A 20,276-nucleotide genomic window follows, 5' to 3' on the forward strand; every position below is an offset into this window, starting at 1 on the left:
GCATCAACCATGTATGCCCCTAAATTGTTCCCTTTTTATTTTAAAAAAGTCAAAGACTCCTTTCCGTGATTCATCAATAAATCTAAAATCGACAAGTTCGGAACAAATTCCGTACCAAAACACTGTCGATAAGATCTATTTTGATAGATTGAACGCGTTGTCCAGTCTTTTTTCGCACTTATTTGATCATATTCACTATCACCATCATAAACCCCAAATTCTTGCGTCTTCTCATATACGAGAGGAACATCTAAAATGCGGTAAGCAAAGCTCAAGAGATCAATATTTAAATCTACTAAAAAAAACCTTTTTTTTGCAAAGATTTGGCGTAAATATGGCTCAAAATATTCGTAATAAGGTGCATTTCCATAGGCTGCTTGAATAGCCCCTTGGTGTTGCTTCATCCAATTTTGGGAATAATCAATCTTCGTATCCTTCGTTTTAGTTTTCTCTCCGGATGTATGAATCACCGGAACAGTTAATCGCTCCACCCCATTTGCGCCTAAAATCAAACAACGATTTCGATAAGTCTGTTTAGGAAAATTTTCCTCGGCCTCGAAAAGTATGGACGGCTGCTGTAACAGAAGCGTCATATATTCTAAGCTAGGCAAATAATGAGTCTCAATGTGCATTCCCAAAAATAAATCGGATATTTGTAAAACGAAAGAACAAAGATAATAAGAATGAAAGCGTCTCCCCTGTTTCTGTACAAACTTATTGGAAGATTACCTCTACCGGTACTTTATGGATTCGCCTCTTTTTGCACCTTCTTATTTTATTACCTCATTCCCTACAGAAAAAAGGTGATTCAGGGCAATATGAAAAAGTCCTTCCCAACACTTTCTGATAAAGAATTAGGCAAACTTACGTACCGATTTTATGGGTATTTAACAGATCAATTAGTCGAGTTTTTTAAAGGGGTGTCGATTAGCAAAGATGAAATGCTTGATCGATTTGAAATCAAAAATGAAGACGTTGTGACGGATTTTATTAAAAAAGGAATTCCCGTCATATTAGTAGCAGGTCATCAAGGAAATTGGGAATGGGCCATACACCGCCTAGCACTGAGTAAGAATCCGCACGATGTGATTTACCAAAAACTAAACAATCCGACGTTCAACGAATTTACAAAACAGGTACGATCGCGTTTTGGGCACGTGGTTTTATTAGAAAAAAGAGAATCGGTTTTATTAACGAGAGAACGTAAAGATATTCCTCGTGTCATTTGTTTAGCTGCGGATCAGGCTCCACAGAAACCTGAAAGTGCTTATTGGACTACTTTTTTACACCAAGACACCGCCTTCTTTACCGGAATGGAGCGTTTCGCAAGAGATTATCAATACCCTGTGGTATTCGCAGAATTGATTCGTAAAAAGAGAGGAAAATATACCATGACCTACGAATTGTTAGCGAATGTCCCTTTTGATGAATTAGCTCCTGGTGAAATCATTGAACGCTTTGCGCGACGTTTGGAAAAGTCTATCATCGCCTACCCAGAACAATACTTATGGTCTCACAGACGCTGGAAGCACACAAAACCTGACAAATTAAGCCTGAAGTGGTCTTAACTAAATTCAGAACAATCTCCCGCCCCTTCCCGAATAATTTCAAAGGCATCCTCCGAAATTTCCACCACACTAGAAGGCACAAAACCTCCGAATCCTCCATCTAATACTAAGTCTACAGCGTGTCCCCATCGATCTATAATCAAACTAGGATCGGTATACTCTTCTACTTCTAAATCGCCATGTGGTAAGGAAGTCGTTAACAAAGGCGCCCCTAATAAGGCTACAATCGACAGAATAGGTTCATAATCTGGTATACGAATACCTACTGTTTTCTTTCCCTGAACTAGTACAGATGGTACCTTTGAACTAGCAGGCAAAACGAATGTAAAAGCGCCAGGCAAGAACCGTTTCAGGGTTTTGAAGGCAAAATCAGATACTTTAGCATAATTCGCAATCGAACTTAAATCCGAACAAATAAAGGAAAAGCGATTCTTAGAGGCTTGAATACATTTAATTTCACAAATACGGTTAACCGCTTTTGTCGATCCGATGTGACAGCCTAAGGCATACATCGTATCCGTTTTATAGATTATAACAGCATCCTTTTCCAATGCTTTCACAATCAGGTCTAAAGTTGCCTGACTATTATTCTTGTCGTAAAGACGAATGAGCTCTGCCATATTATTCGAAAAAATAATCCGTTTCTGTTTCTTCTTGTTCTTCTTTCACTTGATCAATACTTGCATTGATTTCGAATCCAACCAGTAAAATCAAGGCGATGAAATACAACCAAACCATCAATGCAATTAAAGATCCAATGGAACCATAAACCTTATTATAACTAGCAAAATTGACTAAATAATAGGAGAATAGATTCGTCACTAATATGGTTAATACCGAGGCTGTAATAGAACCTGCATTAAAGAATTTCCAGCGTTTGGTGATCGCAGGAGCGTAATAATAGATAATCGAAATGGTTAAAAAGAAAATGGCGAATATGAGAAAGTAGGTCAAAATATTCAACATGTAGAAATTGAAATCATAATCTATTAGCCCCTTCCCTTTCAAATAACCAATCATTAATTTACCCACAATAAAGACAGAAAACGCAGTAATTAATACAAAGGTTAACAAGAAATTTAAGGAGACTGCGATCACCCGCTCTTTGAAAATTCCGCGATTCTCTTTTGTTTTATACGTTAAATTAAAAGAACGAATTAATGCCTGAATACCGCTCGTAGAAGCATATAAGGCAAATAAAAATCCAAATGACAAAACTCCCCCAGATTTTTTTCGAATCAAATCTAAGAGTAATTCGGTGAAATCTTTTTGGAGATTTTTTGGTATGGATGACTTCAAAAAATTCACCATCTTGATATCAAAATTATCTACCGGAATATAGGCTAACAAGGAGAACAAGAAGATAATCGTGGGAAAAACCGCTAAGGTAAAATTATAGGCCACTGCCGCCGCACGCACATCAATGTCAAAATGAAAAATCTTCTGGTATAAAATCGTCAGAATTCTAGCCAGGATATAATGCTCCTCGCAATCTTTCCAAAACACCTGAATTTCTCTCCAAACCCGTCTAAGCATCACTTCTTTTATCTAAAATCGCCGTAATCAACCACTCCGGTGCTTTCACCACTTTCTTTGTGGCTAATTCCATAAAGACTAAAGTCGTCTTCCCTTCATGTAATAAGGCCTCACTTTGGTTGTAAATCTTATACTCAAATTCGATGCGAGCAGAGGGCATTTTGATTAACGTACAATCAATTCGTAATAAATCATCATACAAAGCTGGGGCGTGGTACTTCGAGTAATTTTCATATACCGGCAAACCGATTCCTGCATCCTCTAACACCTTGTAACTAACTCCAATGTTTCGTAAGGTTTCTACCCGCGCTATTTCATAAAAACGGGCATAATTTCCATAATACACATACCCCATTTGATCGGTATCTGCATAACAAACGCGGTACGAAACCTGGTGAGAGAGCATATTAATGGATTTTGTTTTGATCTAAAGCTTTCTGGTAATCCGCCGCATTTTGCATATGTTCCTCATAGGTAACAGCAAAAGCGTGGTTCTCTGAAAAATCAGCTTTGGCACAGAAATAAATATACTGATGGTGCTCTAAATTCAAGACCTTATCAATTACGTCACTAGGTACAATCGAAATTGGTCCTGGTGGCAATCCCGTATTCTTGTAGGTATTATAAGGCGAATTAAGCGCCGTATATTTACTCGTAACTCGTTTAATCGTAAAATCTTTCCAAGCAAAAACCACGGTTGGATCAGCTTGAAGAGGCATATTAGCTTGTAAACGATTCCAATATACCCCAGCCACACGCGCTTGCTCTTTCGGGTTTTTAGATTCACCATAGACAATGCTGGCCAAAATAGAAACCTGAATAGGTGTCAACCCTAATTTCTGCGCTTCCTCCTTGCGTTTTGATGTCCAAAACTTCACATAAGCCTTGTTCATTTTCCCTAAAAATTCCGGAAATGAAGTGGTCCAGTTAACCTCATAGGTATTCGGAACGAAAATAGCAGGACTCGTTTCTGAAGTAAATCCCCATTGTTGCATGAGTTCCGTGGAATCTAATACAGCATAAATTGCGGCTGAATCATAATCCGTTTGTTGGGCAATTCTACCAGCAATGTCTTCTTTTAATCGGAAGTTATTAATCACCACTTTATACGCATCCTGACGACCATTTCTTAGTTTACGTAGCAATTCCCAGTTCCCCATTTCACTATGAATGATATAACGTCCCGGACGCACTTTTTCTGGATAGTTTAACACTTTCGCTAGGAAACGAAAACTTAATTGATCACGCACTAAATCGTGTTTTTTCAGGGTATCTAATACCGATTTGTAGGTCGAATTCTTAGGAATGAACAATTCAAAAGGATGATTTGCCTCTACTCGGAAATTAGGTGTTTTGAATACCTGCCAAACGTAGTAGGAAAACATCGCTGAAACTAAACTGAAAACCAAAATGAAAATCTTGAGACGCTTATTTGAAACCATATTAATCTAATTTAAAATCTAACTGAAAACGAGAGGCTAAGGATTGTAAATCTTCTACTACTGGTTTTAATAAAGGAATTCCTTCTACTCGACGAATTGCTTCTAATTCGCGTTCTGGATCACCTGGTATAAGCACTTGCTTCCCTTCCACGGCTTTGGCAGATCTAAAACGCCGAATCCACTTATCCATATCGTTTGTAAAATCTTCCGCAGGTCTAAAAGCGTCCACACGCATTGCACCTAAAAAATGCCCTGTTCCATTTCCTACCGTTTCTCCCGCTTGCATAAAACCAGCGGTCGCAAATGGAGGTACCCAAGGACCAAAATTCGCCCCTGACAAAACACCAGATAAGATATCAACAATGGCACCTAAACCATACCCTTTATGTGATCCGTGTTCACGGTCACCACCCAACGGCAATAAAGCTCCTCCATTTTTAATCGCAAAAGCATCATTACAAGGATCCCCATTAGCATCCTGCACCCAGCCATCTGGAGTGTCCAAACCTTTGCGTTGAAGTATCTCTAATTTACCATAAGCCACAGCGGTTGATGCAAAATCAGCCACAAAAGCTGGTTCTTCGTTCGCAGGAATAGCCACGGCAATGGGATTCGTTCCTAATAATTTCTCCTTCGAAAAAGTAGGCGTAACTAAAGGAGCGGCGTGCGTCATTGCCCAACCGATCATTTGGGAAGGCAATGCCTTCATCGCATGATAACCTGCAATACCGAAGTGATTAGAATTCTGGACTGCCACCCAACCGGTACCCGCTAGAGCCGCTTTTTCACAGGCAATTTCCATGGCCTTAGGAGCCACAATCAAGCCTAAACCACGATCTCCATCTAACGTAGCAGTAGAGGGTGTTTCATGTAAAATCTTGACCTGGGGCTTGGTGTTTAACCTTCCGTTATCGAAAAGACGAACATAGCCGGCTAATCTGGCAACACCATGCGAATCAATCCCTCGCGCATCCGCGGAGACTAATACGTCTGAAGCCAAAGCCGCATCCTGTTCACTACAACCGATGGCTGTAAAAACAGAGGCCACATATTTTTTTAATAAATGATAATCTGCCTGCATAGTATAAACTAAACCACAAAGATAATTAGAACTATTGGTAATAATATTGCCAAAATGCACCTAAATTTGAATCACTATTTCAACAAAAAACTATGAACCTATTAACATCCGCTTGGTTTTGGATTGCACTCATGGCTATCCTTGTCATCATTCGTGACATTTTCATCCAAAAAAGCCACACCATCACGCATAATTTCCCTATCGTGGGACATTTTAGGTATTGGCTGGAGCGCATTGGGCCAGAATTAAGACAATACATCGTTGCGAACAACCGCGAAGAGTTACCCTTCAATCGCCAAGAACGCTCTTGGATTTATGCGTCCTCGAAGAATGAGAATAATTTACAAGGTTTTGGAACGGATCAAGATTTCAGTTCTCCTGGGTATATTTTCATTAAAAATGCGATGATGGGTTTCAATCCATCCAAGGAACATTTATACCATCAAAATCCAGGGGTACTGCCTGCGGCTAAAGTTATTGGACTATACCACAAGAGAGCAAAACCATTTCGCCCTTATTCCATCATTAATATTTCTGGGATGTCCTACGGTTCTCTTTCCGCAAAAGCAGTGGAATCATTAAATAAAGGCGCGCTATTAGCTGGTTGCTATCACAATACAGGAGAAGGATCCTTATCACCCTATCACCAAAACGGTGCCGATGTGATGTTAAACATTGGTACTGCCTATTTTGGTGTTAGAGAACTAGATGGCCGCTTTTCGATGGATAAATTAAAGCAAAAGGTCGAAGAAAATCCATGCATTAAAGCCATTGAATTAAAGCTTTCGCAAGGAGCTAAACCAGGCAAAGGAGGAATGCTTCCTAAATCTAAAATCAACAAAGAAATTGCGGAGATACGCCATATTCCGATGGATAAAGATGCTATTTCACCCGCATTTCACTCAGAATTCTCTACTGTGCCAGAGATGGTGGATTTTATTGAATCAATGGCTGAAGCGACAGGTTTACCCGTAGGAGTCAAATCTGCGATCGGAAAATTAGAGCAATGGGAAGAATTAGCCGCCTACATGGAAAAACACGGTAAAGGTCCTGATTTCATCACCATTGATGGCGGTGAAGGAGGTACAGGTGCTGCTCCACATGCATTTGCAGACCACGTATCGATGCCCTTTACCTTTGCTTTTGCGAAGGTCTACCAAATATTCCAACGTCATAACCTAACAGATAAGATCTTCTTTATTGCCTCTGGTAAATTAGGCTTCCCGGAGAAAGCCTTAATGGCCTTTGCGATGGGAGCAGATAGTATTCACATTGCTCGCGAAGCCATGATGTCGATTGGCTGTATACAAGCCCAAAAATGCCATACAAACCACTGCCCTACCGGTATCGCCACTTCGAATAAATGGTTACAGGCCGGTATTGATGTCACACTAAAAAGTGAGCGCTATTACCGCTATCACTATACCTTAGTCAAAGAAATCGCAGAAATAACACACGCCTGCGGTTACGAACATCCTACTCAAATGACGATGGATGACATTGAATGGTCCATGGGTGATAATAACAGAACGATGGCACTTTCAAAGGCTTTAGGATATAGCAAAACCGAAATAAGCTATTCTGGTTTAGAAGAATTAGTCAAATGTCCGCATTTGGGTGGTCTAAATGCAAGAAAACGGCTATCTTTGTAATATGTTATCAATATCGAATTTAAACTTCTATTTCGGAAGTCGCGCCTTGTACGAAGGAGCTAGTTTACACATCAAGCCTAAGACTAAAATTGGTTTAATTGGTGCTAATGGTACCGGTAAATCTACTTTATTACGCCTAATTTCCGGTGAATACACACCTGATGGCGGAACCATATCTAAGTCTGGTGATTGCACCATTGGTTTCCTAAACCAAGATCTATTGTCCTATCAAACGGATGACAGCATTTTGAATGTAGCCATGCAGGCTTTTGAGAAGCAATTAGAACTGCAGAAAGATATTGATAAGGTCCTTCATAAAATGGAAACAAATTATGAGGACAAAGACATCGATGTATTAGCTAAACTGCAAGAAGATTTCGAACGTTTGGATGGTTATACGATCCAATCCCGCACAGAGGAAATCTTAGAAGGTTTAGGATTTAGCACGAGCGATTTAGATCGTCCTTTGAAACTATTTTCTGGAGGTTGGCGTATGCGTGTCATGTTAGCCAAGTTATTATTACAAAAACCTGCCTTACTCCTACTGGATGAGCCTACTAACCACTTGGACTTACCGTCTATCGAATGGGTAGAAAAATACATACATGATTATGAAGGTTCTATTGTGGTCGTATCTCACGATCGTTATTTCTTAGATCGCACCATTGATAATATTGCTGAAGTTTCTGGCGCTAAAATCACCCTATATCCTGGTAATTATTCTTTCTATATGGAAGAAAAAGCGCTCCGGAATGAGATTCAAAAAGGGGCATTTGAGAACCAACAATCTCAAATTCGCCAGACAGAGCGATTTATCGAGCGTTTTAAGGCCAAAGCTTCTAAAGCTAGACAAGTACAATCGCGCGTAAAAGCATTAGATAAAATCGATATCATAGATGATGTGATAGATGAAAAAGCAAAGGTGAATTTCAAATTTAACTTTGGGACAGAACCCGGTCGTTTCATCTTATTCTTAGAACACATTTCTAAGGCATTTGGAGAAAAGGTTATCTTAAAGAATACTTCTGCTACGATTAATAGAGGTGATAAAATTGCTTTGATCGGTGCAAATGGAAAAGGAAAGTCGACTTTATTGCGTATCATTTCAGGTACGGAACAAATAGATGGTGAAAGAAGAACAGGACACAACGTAATCGAATCCTTCTTCGCACAGCACCAACTAGAGAGTTTAACGGTAGAAAATACCTTAATAGATGAATTAAAAGGCACAGGGACGACAAAAACCGATATGGAATTACGATCGGTATTAGGTTGTTTCTTGTTTTCTGGAGAAGAAGTATTCAAAAAAATCAAGGTGCTTTCTGGAGGAGAGAAATCACGTGTGGCATTGGCTAAAGTATTAATCTCGGAAGCGAACTTCCTTTTACTCGATGAGCCTACCAATCACTTGGATATGCAATCGGTGAATATCTTGATTCAAGCCTTACAACAATACGAAGGAACCTATGTAGTCGTTTCCCACGACCGCTATTTCGTTAGTAATATTGCCAATAAGATTTGGTACATCGAGGATCACGAAATCAAAGAATATCCAGGCTCATTCGATGAATACGAGACTTGGATGGCTACTCGCGAAACATCAAAACCTGTTTCTATAAAAGCAGCTCTTAAAGCAAAGCCCGAGTTAGCTCCTGTAGAAGCCAAAACACCTAATCAAGCTAAGCAAATAGAAAAGCTAGAGGCTGAAATTATGGAAATCGAAAATCGTATTGCAACTATTGAAGCCCAAATGGTCGATTTAGCGAATCAAGCTGATTACGCAGGCCTAAAGCAATTAGAAGCGTCACTCGCAGCTGAAAAAGCGAATTTATCTAACACAACCACAGCGTGGGAAGCATTAATCTAAAAAAATGAAGACCTATATCTCGCTGTTGCTTTTTCTAGGTCTTCCTTTTTCGATTTTCTCCCAAATTGTTACTCGCACACATTATTCAAATATTCAAACGGCGTTTATACAAACATCCGACAGATTCCTTCATCCGAATGTTGTACTGAATTTAGGTTCTTTATCCGAGGCGACCTTACAATTCGATGATTTAGCACTCTCCTATCCGTCCTATTATTTCCGAGTAATCCATTGCCAAGCGGATTGGAAACCTTCCCCACTTTCCGACATAGAATATTTGGAAGATTTCAACGATATTCCGCTACGGAATCCATCTTCCTCCGTGGGAACCAAAGTTCCCTATTTACACTATGCCGTTCCTATTCCAAGCCTAAAAGTCAGTGGAAATTACATAGCGATGGTGTATAATAAACGGAATAAGCGTGATACAGTTCTTTGTGTTCGATTTTCCGTAGCAGAACAACTGGTGAAAGTGCAGACGTCTTTTTCGTATGCCAAAACCAATACCTTACGTGCCAGCCATCAAACCGTCGATTTCAAACTACACATTCCCCCTAACTTGAACTTTGCCGGTGACGAGCAGCTAAGTATCCAAGTTCGCCAAAACCACCAATCAGAGAACTTGCTTAAAAAATTACCTGAAGGCCAATTTAATCTTCACGAAAACAGCTTAACATTCCCCTTCTTTGGCCAAGAAAACGCCTTTGCTGGCTCTAATGAATTCAGACTTATAGATCTTCGCAGTTCCCAACAAAAACTTTCTTTCGTAGATCAAATCGTCACAGGAGAAAAAATGAACGTCTTAAGAGCACAAGTAGAGCAAGCGCAAGGATTATATCCATACGTTCAAAGAAATGATTTAAATGGCGCATATGTAGTTGAATCTTATGAAAATAGAGAAAATCCATTACAGGCTGACTATGTAGAATGCACCTTTCGATTAAAGCCATCAGAGTCAATACAAGACGTTTATGTGGTAGGAGGATTCAATGATTTTAAATTAAACGCCCCCTTAAGCTTAAACCCCTCTACTGGTTTTCTAGAAAATACCCAAATGCTAAAACAAGGCATATACAACTACCAGTTTAAAAGCAAAAATCCCCCTAATGTGACATTAGAGGGAAATTATGCTCAAACCGAAAACCTCTACGAGGTACTCGTTTATTATCAAAAACCAGGAACAAGATATGATTCGCTGGTGGGGTATACTACCGTAATCAGTGGACAGTAGTCAGTGTTTATACGTTAAAGCGGAAGTGCATAATGTCTCCATCTTGCACCACATATTCCTTACCTTCTACACTTAACTTACCAGCTTCTTTGCATCCTGCTTCAGTTTTATACGCCACAAAGTCTGCTAACTTAATAACTTCAGCACGTATAAATCCACGTTCAAAATCGGTGTGAATTACACCCGCAGCTGCTGGTGCCTTCCACCCTTTTTGAATAGTCCACGCGCGTACTTCTTGTACACCCGCAGTGAAATAGGTGATCAGGTTTAACAAGTGGTACGAACTACGAATTAATTTATCTAAACCAGATTCTTTTAAACCATATTCCTCTAAGAACATGGCACGATCATCCAAATCTTCCATTTCAGCAATTTGAGCTTCTAGTGCAGCACAGACTACCACAACTTCAGCCTTTTCTGGAGCAACATTTGCCTTCAATTGGTCCACGTATTGATTTCCTCCTGCCGCAATCGATGCTTCATCCACATTTGCCACATAAATCACAGGCTTATCAGTCAATAAATATAAATCACCAATAGCCGTTTGACGAAGCTCATCATCCATTACCACCGTACGAGCTGATTTACCTTCTTCTAAGGTTGCCTTGAACTGTTGCAATGCAGCCAATTCCGCTTTTGCCTTAGCATCACCAGCCTTAGCAGCGCGTTCTGTTTTAGAAATCTTCTTATCTACTGAATCCAAATCTTTAATTTGCAATTCTAAATCAATAATCTCTTTATCACTTACAGGGTTTACACGGCCTTCTACGTGAACGATATTTTCATCTTCAAAACAACGAACGACGTGAATAATTGCATCTACTTCCCGGATATTTGCTAAGAATTTGTTTCCCAAACCTGCCCCAGTTGAAGCCCCCTTCACTAAACCCGCAATGTCAGTAAATTCGATTACAGTAGGCAAAATGCGGTTTGGATTAACTAATTCAGCTAATACGTTCAAACGATTATCCGGCACAGTTACAATTCCCACATTCGGCTCAATTGTACAAAACGGATAATTCGCTGCTTCTGCCTTATTAGAAGAAATAGCACTAAACAAAGTTGATTTACCCACATTAGGCAATCCGACAATTCCACAAGTTAATCCCATAGTAATTTTAAAAATGAAAGCACAAAAGTACGGTTAAAAATCAAAAAGCCCCTGATTTCTCAGAGGCTTTTTCGAATATTTTAAGGATAATTACTCCCATTTCAACTCACTGTTCCCAAATTCATCTTCATCGCGATTAAATGAAGAGAAATCTACATCAGGCATTAATTCTGTCTTCACGTGATTAACCGCCTCATTTAATCCTTCTACAAATTTATCGAAATCTTCTTTGTACAAAAACATCTTATGTTTCTCATAAACGAAGCCATCCTCTTTCTGATGACGGCGACTTTCTGTGATTGTAATGTAATAATCTTGAGAACGGGTTGACTTCACATCAAAAAAATACGTTCTCTTTCCTGCCCGAATACGCTTAGAAAATAATTCTTCTCTATCTCTTTCTTCCACTGGTATTTAAATTATAGTTTCACAATGTGTAAATCTACTATTTATTCTCATTCACTCAAAAAAAATCAATAGAATTAAGATGTGCCTATAAACCTCTAGATTTTTAATTCCCAATTTAAACCTACATCTTTACAATCATCATCTAACTTTTTAATGATAAAAATACCATCAATAATACTATTGATTTGCACATTTTTATCTCTAAATGCTTTCTCACAGGATTTAGGATATGAAAAAGTAGGAATTGCCTCATTTTATGCCAACTCATTCTATGGCAAAAAAACCGCCAGTGGAGAAAAGCTAAAGAAGACCTTATTAACGGCTGCACACAAGCGTTTTCCTTTCAATACATTAGTGGAAGTAACTAACCTAGCTAATCGCAAAAGCGTGATTGTTCGAATTAATGATCGTGGACCATACAAAAAAGGGCGCGTCATAGATTTATCAGAAGCCGCTGCGAAAAAATTAAACTTAAAGAAAATTGGTCTGGTACGAGTGAAAATAAAGGTAGTTGGATTTGAGAATGAATTAATGCTGATCCCCTATCAAAAATTATCCTTAGTAAGTACTCCAAAATTCAGCCGAAACTTCTACCAAAAATCACGTCTAAAATACAAGACGCATTATAAAATGAAGAAGAACGTCAAACATAAAAAGTACATCAATAAGAAATATATAAAGCGATAACCTTATTTACGTCTTGTCTCTAAGTACTGAATAAAGTCTTTTAAATTTTCCACCGGTATTCGTTTACCCACGATTTTTTTGTGCTGATCAAGCACATAAACCACTGGTGTGGAATAGACATCAAATGTGTTTCTAAAATCGGTATAATATTCTTCTTTACCAGTCTGCGGATTTAAGTGAATATCAATTCCATTGATCCAAGAATTTATCTTAAATTCCGATATGAATTTTTTCCAAGCTGCTTTATCTCGTACAATAGAGCTTGCGACCACACCTACATTTTTACTTTTAAAATAGTCATTCAAAGCGGCTAATTTAGGTGCTTCTTGTTTGCAATGACTACATTCTGGATCGTAAATAAAGACAACCGTGTATTTAAAAGGTAATGAAGCCATATTAATTTCCTTTCCTGCAATATCAGTTAAATGCATCTTAGGAAATGATTTACCCACAAGCAATGGTTTAATAATCGCTAATCGTTCTTTCATTCTCCTTACCGTACTCGTATCCCACAAAGCAGGTTCCCCTATGTAGTATTTCTCTGCTAAATGCACAAATGCGCCTTCCGTTCCTAAAATAGGATTGTTCTCATACGTACTCGCAATTTTATAGATGATGTAGCGACGCACCTCAATATCCTTGGCTTTCTGTAGAATTAAATCTGATTCCCTTGAAATGGAATCTGGATCCTGAATGACTAAATCTTTAAAGAAACGTTCTAATTTACGTTGTAAAAAAGGAGTGCGAACCATGCGCTCATCTCCTAAATCCATCCCATCAAAATAATGCTTTTTATAATATTGGTACTGGTACATCTGCATTTTAGTCGTATCTGCTTTTGACCGTAATTCTCCCCTATAGGCAGGTATTTCTGGATCAAAGGAAGATTCAATGAGTTTAGATACGAACAAAGTGGCATTAGCCTTTTTCCATTGCTGTTGAAATTGCTGCACTTCAGCTTGTAAATTCTTTCTAGCAATAGATGACAGTGTAGGTTGATTAATCCGCGAATAAAGGTCATTCATCTTGCGCTGAAAAGCATAAAAAGCAGTATTTTCAGCTGAATTTTCAAAGGTAATGGTCTTCAAAATATCGGTCGTATCCAAGGATAAAGAAAAATGAGGATCCTCCATCACCACATCAATGTACTTTGATTTGAGAAAGGATATGAGGTACAATCCCTTGGGTAATACTTCAGCACCTTTAAATTCAAACTCTCCATCCTCATTCGCCATTACCGTATCTTTGATGACTTGTTGATTATAGCCAAAGTAGTGAGCTAAATACACCTCAGATTTAGAGAGACCTTTTATTTTACCCTTAATTTCATATTGCGCATTAGCGTTAATGGCAAACAAGAAAATAAAAAGAAGAGTACCGATTACTTTCATAAGATTAGAATAAATTTGTATTACCAACCTTCAAATTTACAATGTTTTTCATCCTATCTAAAATAATCGACTTTTTCCTTCAACCACTTTGTTGGATATTTATCCTGCTAGGGGTCGCCTATTTTAGTAAGTACACGAAACGCTTCATTTTAATCATTATAGGCACCCTAATTCTCTGTAGTAATGGCTGGTTTGTCAACCAGTGTTATTTGGCCTATGAAAGTCCTCAAGTCAAATTGTCCCAAAACTACCAATGGTGCATCATCTTAGGAGGTGGAATGATGCGCGCAGGGGAAGGCTATCGAACAGGCGAAACGGCCGATAGATTTGTTCAACCTCTATTATTGTACAAAAAAGGCATCGTTAAAAAGCTGCTAATCACCGGAGGAAACGTCAACATTAAAGGCCTTAAGATCGATGAAACACAAGAAAGCAAGAAGGTGAAGGAGTTATTAATTGCAATGGGTGTAAAACCGGAAGATATCGTTTTAGAAGAGAGTGCTCGAAATACACACGAAAATGCAGTCTATACCAAACAGATGCTTAAACCGTACCTAAAAGAAAAAATGGTATTAGTTACTTCTGCCATGCATATGCCAAGAGCCAAAGCATGTTATATAAAGGAAGGATTTAACGTGGATGATTTCCCTGCTGACATAAAGAAAAAGGATACCCCTTCAGGTATCCTAGATCTAATTATTCCTCAAGAACGTAACCTTAGTAAATTCGCTGAATTAATCAGAGAAATGGCGGGTTACGTCATTTATAAGATTGTAGGTTTTGCCTAGGTAGACAAAATCTCAACCATACGAATTAAATCTTCAGAAACTGGTTTCTTTTTTGTAATCGTATCGTGGAAAGGCGTATAAATCAATTGATTATTAACCACACCTGCCATCACATTTTTCTCCCCACGTAATAAACCTTCCAAAGCTCCTAATCCTAAACGACTAGCTAAAATCCGATCAGACGCTGTAGGAATACCTCCTCGTTGAATATGGCCTAAAGTGGTAACGCGAATATCTAAATTCTCGCCCATTTTGTCCTTGATTTTCTTAGCAACAATCTGTGCATTCCCTTCTTCATCCCCTTCTGCAACAATGACAATCGAAGAAGATTTCTTCTTGTCAAATCCTTTTTGAAGAATTGCCGAAATCTCATCAACCGACGTCAAATTCTCTGGAATCATCACTGACTCAGCTCCACCTGCAATCGCACATTGAATAGCAATATAACCAGAATCACGGCCCATTACCTCAATAAAGAACACGCGGTCGTGTGAATCAGCAGTATCACGAATTTTATCCACTGCATCTAAGGCAGTATTTACAGCTGTATCAAAACCAATCGTGTAATCAGTTCCATAAAGATCATTATCAATCGTTCCTGGAGCACCTACCGTGGGTATCTTAAACTCATTGTAGAAAATCTCAGCACCCGTAAATGTACCATTACCTCCGATAGCCACTAAGCCTTCAATACCTAATTCTTGTAATTTATCATAGGCTTTCTTACGACCTTCTGCAGTCATAAACTCCTTCGAACGGGCTGACTTTAAAATTGTACCACCCCGTTGTATAATATTACTAACAGATTGAGAATTCAAAGGAATAATATCTCCTTTAATCATTCCATTATAACCTCTTACAATCCCAAACACTTCCACTCCATGGTACGCAGCACCACGAACAATTGCTCTAATACAAGCATTCATTCCTGGGGCATCACCACCTGACGTAAATACAGCTATTTTCTTCATCTCTTGTATCGTATAATTTCTTAGACTCTTTATTCTTTCAAAAATACAATCTTTCTCTGTTTTTACCTCGAATTTTGGTATTAAAAATGTAATAAAAACGTAAATTTGAGACCTATTCATATTAAATCAAAGCACCTATGAACGCAAACGAATTTTTGTACTCCTATTTAAATAATGCCTCACCCACTGGATTTGAGGCGAGTGGACAAAAAATTTGGTTAGATTATATTCAACCTTTCATCGACGAAAAGATCATTGATACCTACGGAACGGCTGTGGGTGTGATCAATCCTGGACAACCCTACAAAGTGGTAATCGAAGCTCATGCAGATGAAATTTCTTGGTTTGTGAACTATATAGATGATAATGGATATCTGTTTTTACGTCGCAATGGCGGATCAGATGCCTTGATTGCTCCCTCCATGCGGGCGAATATTCACACGAAAGATAAAGTGGTGAAAGGGATTTTTGGGTGGCCCGCTATTCACGTGAGAGATATTGCCAAAGACAAAGCACCAGCCATCGCAGACATCTTCATCGACTGTGGTGCTGCAAATAAAAAGGAGGTAGAAGAAATGGGGATCCACGTGGGAACTGTTGTTACTTTCGAAGATGGTTTAATGGAATTAAACGGAAAATACTTAGTCGGACGTGCCTTAGACAACCGAATAGGCGGTTATATGATTGCTGAGGTCGCTAGAAGACTGAAAGAAAATAACATCACCCTACCCTACACACTTTATGTGGTTAACTCCGTTCAAGAGGAGATTGGCTTACGTGGGGCGGAAATGATAGTTCGTCGTTTGAAGCCTGATTTGGCATTCATTACTGACGTGACACACGATACGCAATCACCTATGTATAACAAAAAGACTCAGGGTGATATGGCTTGTGGAAAAGGTCCGGTTATTTGTTATGGACCAGCCGTTCAGAATAATGTGCGGGATTTCATTATTGATGTAGCAGAAAAAAATAAGATTGATTTCCAAAGACAAGCCGTATCTCGCTCTACAGGAACAGACACGGATTCGTTTGCTTACGCCACAGAAGGCGTTGCTTCAGCGTTAATCAGTTTACCATTGAAGTATATGCACACGACGGTAGAAACCATCGCAAAAGACGATATGAATGCGGTGATTGATTTAATCTATCAGTGTTTGTTGAAGGTGAAGGGTGGAGAGGATTGGCGTTATTTTAATTAAACACGGTTTAAATAAAATCTCAGAGTAGAGATAATAGAGTATAGAGTAGAGATCGTTAATTTTATCTATACTCCATACTCTATTATCTATTATCTTCTACTGTATTTTCAAATACCTCGCAAAGAACTCATACGTCCTCAACATCTGATCAATGCGCTGGCGATTATTACCAGAGCGTGTCAATTCGTGTGTTCCACCCGGATGACGGACATATTCCACCTCACGACCTAATACTTTTAAGCTTTTGTACAGCATTTCGCTTTGGATAACACCAGTCCGCAAATCATTTTCACCGTGGAAGATTAACAGAGGCGTTTTGATGTTTTGCACGTAGGTATAAGGCGATTCTCTATCTAAAATAGATTTCGTTGCTTTTTCCCAAGGATAACCTCCAAAATAATTGGGCACTAATCGCCACGCATTTCCTTCACCCATAAACGTTGATAATTCATAAACGCCTCGTTGAGCACAAGCTACCTTAAAGCGGTTCGTATGGCCTACAATCCATGAAACGAGGTAACCCGCATATGAACCACCTGTAACGGCAAGTTGTGTTGTATCCGCCCAACCTTCGGCAAGGGTTAAATCCAAGGCTTTCATTACGTCAGCAGTAGGTCCTGCACCCCAATCCTTCACATTAGCCGCTAAGAAATCGGACCCATAACCACCTGAGCCACGAGGATTCGCATAGACTACACCCATTCCTTTGGCAGCATAATACTGAAATTCGTGCCACATACTTGCCTCACCTGTTCCCCACATGGCAGAAGGACCTCCATGAATTTCTAACACAACTGGATATTTCTTCCCAGATTCATAATCTGCAGGTTTCATTACCCAATAGTCCACTTTTTGGCCTTTGCTATTTGTGAAGGAATGCTTGTCCGGACGAACGATACTTTTAGAAGCTAACCAACCTGTATTTAACGAAGTAAAAGTTCTTTCCGAATCGGTAGTTTGTAGGTAAATTTCAGACGGATTTTCGATTCCTGTTTTGGCATACACAAAACCTGAAGTAGTTACATCAAATCCCAAAATACCCGTATTGTTATCCGTTAGTTGCTTTACCTGTTTAGAAGATAGATCAAATACGTAAAGTGGCGCACCACCCTGATTTTGTGCAGTAAAATAAAGTTTAGTCTCATCTGAAGACCATTTCACCTGAGTAATCACGCGATCGATGGGGACCTTAGTGATTTGAGAAGGATTTGCCACAGATATAATTTGTAGCACCGCATTTTGTACACCAGTTGATTTAGCTTCTTGGAAGGCCAACCATTTTTCAGAAGGAGATAAGGTCAAATTGGACATCTTATATCCAGCTTTTTGGTAAATCACCTTTGACCCAAAACCAATATACGAATCCAATACTTTATCAGGGTGAGCCAATGAATCAGCTGGCACTACTGAGTAGATACCATTTGAAGCGAATTCAACATCTGACCAACGCTGGAATGGGTTGTTCAGCAAAACAGGCTTTCCGGTCAAACTCGTCTTAAAATAGGCTGGTAAATAGATTTCTGAAGTGGTTGTACTTTCTTCTTGGAAATTCAAGCGATTAATGACTTTCGCCTTCTTATCAACTTCGTTTTGAGCTAAATAGGATCTAACTTCGTCTAAATTTCCATTAGGATTGGCTTTAGATTTCTTAGCTATTCCTGAAAGCATGGGTTTTTCAAAAGTCCAAGAGGGGACTAAACCCTTTTTATTGTAAACAGAATCTACCAAAAACTCTTTCAACGTAAAGGACCCTTGAAAATAAATATCCTGTCCAGATGCAGACCAAACTGGATTGGAAACCGCGAAAGGTAAGTTAGTAATAGCCTGCGGCTCCCCTCCTGCTAAATCCAACAAGTACACCTGAGATTTAGATCCCATATCGCGTGTAAAAGCAATTTTGCTTCCATCCGGACTCCATATGGGTGAAGAAATGGAATTCTTTCCTGAGGTTAAGGCACGTGACTCCCCTGTTTGCAGATTACCGAGATACAAATGCGTTTGGTACACAAAATCATTCTTTTTATCGGGATCATCCACAATCGAAGTAACGGTGTAGATGAATTGATTTCCTTTAGGAGAAACTAGAGGCTTTCCAGCGGTCTTGATTTTTAATAAATCCGTGACTTGGATTTTCTCTTTAGGGTTTTGGCCTAAAACACTAAATGCGAAGAGTAATAAGAACAGGTGTTTCATAGATGAAATGTCTAGGTATAAAAAATGCTCAGCATCGCAGGACACTGAGCATAAAAATACGAGTTAATTCGATTAAATCAATTTCAAGATTTCCTCTCCGATAGCATCGGTTCCTAAAATCATCGATTTATCTGTCGTCGCATCAGCGATATCGCCTGTACGGAAACCTTTCTTTAATACTTGGTCTACCGCGTTGATAACTACTTCTGACTCCGCTTTCATTCCGAAAGAAATGTCTAATAAAAGAGCAGCAGATAAAACGGACGCCATTGGATTTGCTAAGCCTTTACCCGTGATATCGTGTGCAGAACCGTGAATTGGCTCATAAACACCTGTCCCATCTCCAATAGATGCGGAAGCTAACATACCCATCGAACCAGCGATTTGAGATGCTTCATCTGTTAAGATATCACCGAATAAGTTTGCAGTTACCACCACGTCAAAACGCTTCGGATCTTTGATCAACAACATCGCTGTAGCATCAACGAATTGATATTCCACTGTTACGTCAGGGTATTCCAACGCTAATTTTTGGATCTCTTCACGCCATAAACGTGACGACTCTAACACGTTTGCCTTATCAACAGAAACTAAATGCTTCTTACGTGTACGTGCTGCTTCAAATGCCTTGCGACCAATGCGTTCAACTTCGTAACGACTATACTCTGCCACGTCATAGGCTGTATCGCCATTGTTTTTGCGACCTTTTTCACCAAAATAGATATCACCAGTTAATTCACGAAAGAACAAAATGTCCGCTCCTTTTAAAATCTCAGGCTTAATGCTAGACGCACTTAATAATTCATCAAATAACTTGATCGGACGAAGATTCGCGTATAGACCTAATTCCTTACGCATTTTTAACAATCCTTGCTCTGGACGAACCTTTGCAGATGGATCATTATCGTATTTCGGGTGACCTACCGCCCCAAAAAGAACCGCGTCAGACGCTTTCATTTTTTCCAACGTTTCTGCTGGCAACGGATCCCCCGTCGCTTCAATAGCCACGTGACCAATTAATGCTTCGTCATAGGTAAAATCATGACCGAACTTTGCCGCAATTTTCTCTAATACTTTCTTTCCTACTTCGGTTACTTCTTGACCGATTCCATCACCTGGAACAATTAAAATATGCTTCTTCGCCATTA

19 protein-coding genes are annotated in these 20,276 nt (G+C 39.2%); 7 read left to right on the forward strand and 12 right to left on the reverse strand.

All coding sequences use genetic code 11. The features are described from left to right. Positions 1-35: 35 nt before the first annotated feature. Complete coding sequence (locus SKC35_RS04060) at positions 36-632, reverse strand: WbqC family protein (protein WP_377978167.1); 597 nt, start codon at positions 630-632, stop codon at positions 36-38. Positions 633-683: 51 nt separating this feature from the next. Between SKC35_RS04060 and SKC35_RS04065 the strand changes: the two genes are divergently transcribed. Beyond that, positions 684-1,568 (forward strand): lysophospholipid acyltransferase family protein, encoded by an 885-nt coding sequence (locus SKC35_RS04065; RefSeq protein ID WP_377978168.1) that lies wholly within the window; start codon positions 684-686, stop codon positions 1,566-1,568. Here SKC35_RS04065 and SKC35_RS04070 read toward each other — a convergent pair. From SKC35_RS04070 to SKC35_RS04090, 5 genes are read right to left on the reverse strand one after another with little or no spacing between them, the layout of a single operon-like run. Next, a complete protein-coding gene (locus tag SKC35_RS04070) occupies positions 1,565-2,188 on the reverse strand; it encodes an L-threonylcarbamoyladenylate synthase (protein WP_377978169.1) in 624 nt (207 codons plus the stop codon). The genes SKC35_RS04065 and SKC35_RS04070 overlap by 4 nt on opposite strands. Before the next feature lies 1 nt (position 2,189). Next, positions 2,190-3,104 carry a YihY/virulence factor BrkB family protein gene (locus SKC35_RS04075; RefSeq protein ID WP_377978170.1) on the reverse strand — a complete coding sequence of 305 codons (915 nt, stop codon included), beginning with the start codon at positions 3,102-3,104 and terminating at the stop codon, positions 2,190-2,192. Beyond that, positions 3,097-3,510, reverse strand: a complete 414-nt coding sequence (locus SKC35_RS04080; RefSeq protein WP_377978171.1) for an acyl-CoA thioesterase — start codon at positions 3,508-3,510, stop codon at positions 3,097-3,099. The genes SKC35_RS04075 and SKC35_RS04080 overlap by 8 nt, the downstream gene beginning before the upstream one ends. A gap of 1 nt (position 3,511) precedes the next feature. Next, entirely contained in the window at positions 3,512-4,546 is a 1,035-nt protein-coding gene (mltG, locus tag SKC35_RS04085) for an endolytic transglycosylase MltG (protein WP_377978172.1), read from the reverse strand. 1 nt (position 4,547) lies between these two features. Then, positions 4,548-5,627, reverse strand: a complete 1,080-nt coding sequence (locus SKC35_RS04090; protein WP_377978173.1) for an Ldh family oxidoreductase — start codon at positions 5,625-5,627, stop codon at positions 4,548-4,550. A 92-nt stretch (positions 5,628-5,719) separates the two neighbouring features. Between SKC35_RS04090 and SKC35_RS04095 the strand changes: the two genes are divergently transcribed. The 3 genes from SKC35_RS04095 to SKC35_RS04105 are packed head-to-tail and all read left to right on the forward strand — an operon-like array spanning position 5,720 to position 10,377. Then, positions 5,720-7,279 (forward strand): FMN-binding glutamate synthase family protein, encoded by a 1,560-nt coding sequence (locus tag SKC35_RS04095; RefSeq protein WP_377978174.1) that lies wholly within the window; start codon positions 5,720-5,722, stop codon positions 7,277-7,279. Position 7,280: 1 nt separating this feature from the next. Next, entirely contained in the window at positions 7,281-9,146 is a 1,866-nt protein-coding gene (locus tag SKC35_RS04100; RefSeq protein ID WP_377978175.1) for an ABC-F family ATP-binding cassette domain-containing protein, read from the forward strand. 4 nt (positions 9,147-9,150) lie between these two features. Next, complete coding sequence (locus tag SKC35_RS04105; RefSeq protein ID WP_377978176.1) at positions 9,151-10,377, forward strand: type IX secretion system plug protein; 1,227 nt, start codon at positions 9,151-9,153, stop codon at positions 10,375-10,377. Positions 10,378-10,384: 7 nt separating this feature from the next. On the opposite strand, the gene ychF is transcribed toward SKC35_RS04105, so the two are convergent. Together ychF and SKC35_RS04115 are read right to left on the reverse strand one after the other, a co-directional pair. Beyond that, positions 10,385-11,488 (reverse strand): redox-regulated ATPase YchF, encoded by a 1,104-nt coding sequence (gene ychF, locus SKC35_RS04110; protein WP_377978177.1) that lies wholly within the window; start codon positions 11,486-11,488, stop codon positions 10,385-10,387. A 90-nt stretch (positions 11,489-11,578) separates the two neighbouring features. Then, the gene (locus SKC35_RS04115; RefSeq protein WP_223130737.1) at positions 11,579-11,896 is read right to left on the reverse strand and encodes a DUF3276 family protein; all 318 of its coding nucleotides are present in this window, start codon (positions 11,894-11,896) and stop codon (positions 11,579-11,581) included. Between the two features lie 153 nt (positions 11,897-12,049). On the opposite strand from SKC35_RS04115, the gene SKC35_RS04120 reads away from it, so the two are divergent. Next, positions 12,050-12,583, forward strand: coding sequence for a septal ring lytic transglycosylase RlpA family protein (locus tag SKC35_RS04120; protein ID WP_377978178.1), 534 nt, complete (start codon positions 12,050-12,052; stop codon positions 12,581-12,583). Positions 12,584-12,585: 2 nt separating this feature from the next. On the opposite strand, the gene SKC35_RS04125 is transcribed toward SKC35_RS04120, so the two are convergent. Beyond that, entirely contained in the window at positions 12,586-13,974 is a 1,389-nt protein-coding gene (locus SKC35_RS04125) for a DUF4369 domain-containing protein (protein ID WP_377978179.1), read from the reverse strand. Positions 13,975-14,015: 41 nt separating this feature from the next. Here SKC35_RS04125 and SKC35_RS04130 point away from each other — a divergent pair, with 41 nt between their 5' ends. Further along, positions 14,016-14,762: a YdcF family protein gene (locus SKC35_RS04130; RefSeq protein ID WP_377978180.1), complete on the forward strand. Its 747-nt coding sequence runs from the start codon at positions 14,016-14,018 to the stop codon at positions 14,760-14,762. On the opposite strand, the gene pfkA is transcribed toward SKC35_RS04130, so the two are convergent. Further along, entirely contained in the window at positions 14,759-15,733 is a 975-nt protein-coding gene (gene pfkA, locus SKC35_RS04135) for a 6-phosphofructokinase (protein ID WP_377978181.1), read from the reverse strand. The two genes, SKC35_RS04130 and pfkA, sit on opposite strands and share 4 nt — an antisense overlap. A 137-nt stretch (positions 15,734-15,870) precedes the next feature. Here pfkA and SKC35_RS04140 point away from each other — a divergent pair, with 137 nt between their 5' ends. Continuing rightward, positions 15,871-16,935 carry a M42 family metallopeptidase gene (locus tag SKC35_RS04140; RefSeq protein WP_377978182.1) on the forward strand — a complete coding sequence of 355 codons (1,065 nt, stop codon included), beginning with the start codon at positions 15,871-15,873 and terminating at the stop codon, positions 16,933-16,935. A 96-nt stretch (positions 16,936-17,031) separates the two neighbouring features. Here the strand turns inward: SKC35_RS04140 and SKC35_RS04145 are convergent, their stop codons facing one another. After that, positions 17,032-19,128, reverse strand: a complete 2,097-nt coding sequence (locus tag SKC35_RS04145) for a S9 family peptidase (RefSeq protein ID WP_377978183.1) — start codon at positions 19,126-19,128, stop codon at positions 17,032-17,034. A 72-nt stretch (positions 19,129-19,200) separates the two neighbouring features. After that, positions 19,201-20,274, reverse strand: coding sequence for a 3-isopropylmalate dehydrogenase (gene leuB, locus SKC35_RS04150; RefSeq protein ID WP_130896789.1), 1,074 nt, complete (start codon positions 20,272-20,274; stop codon positions 19,201-19,203). Positions 20,275-20,276: the final 2 nt, after the last annotated feature.

It is taken from the genome of Aquirufa originis (assembly GCF_042714495.1).
Taxonomy (GTDB): Bacteria; Bacteroidota; Bacteroidia; order Cytophagales; family Spirosomataceae; genus Aquirufa; species Aquirufa originis.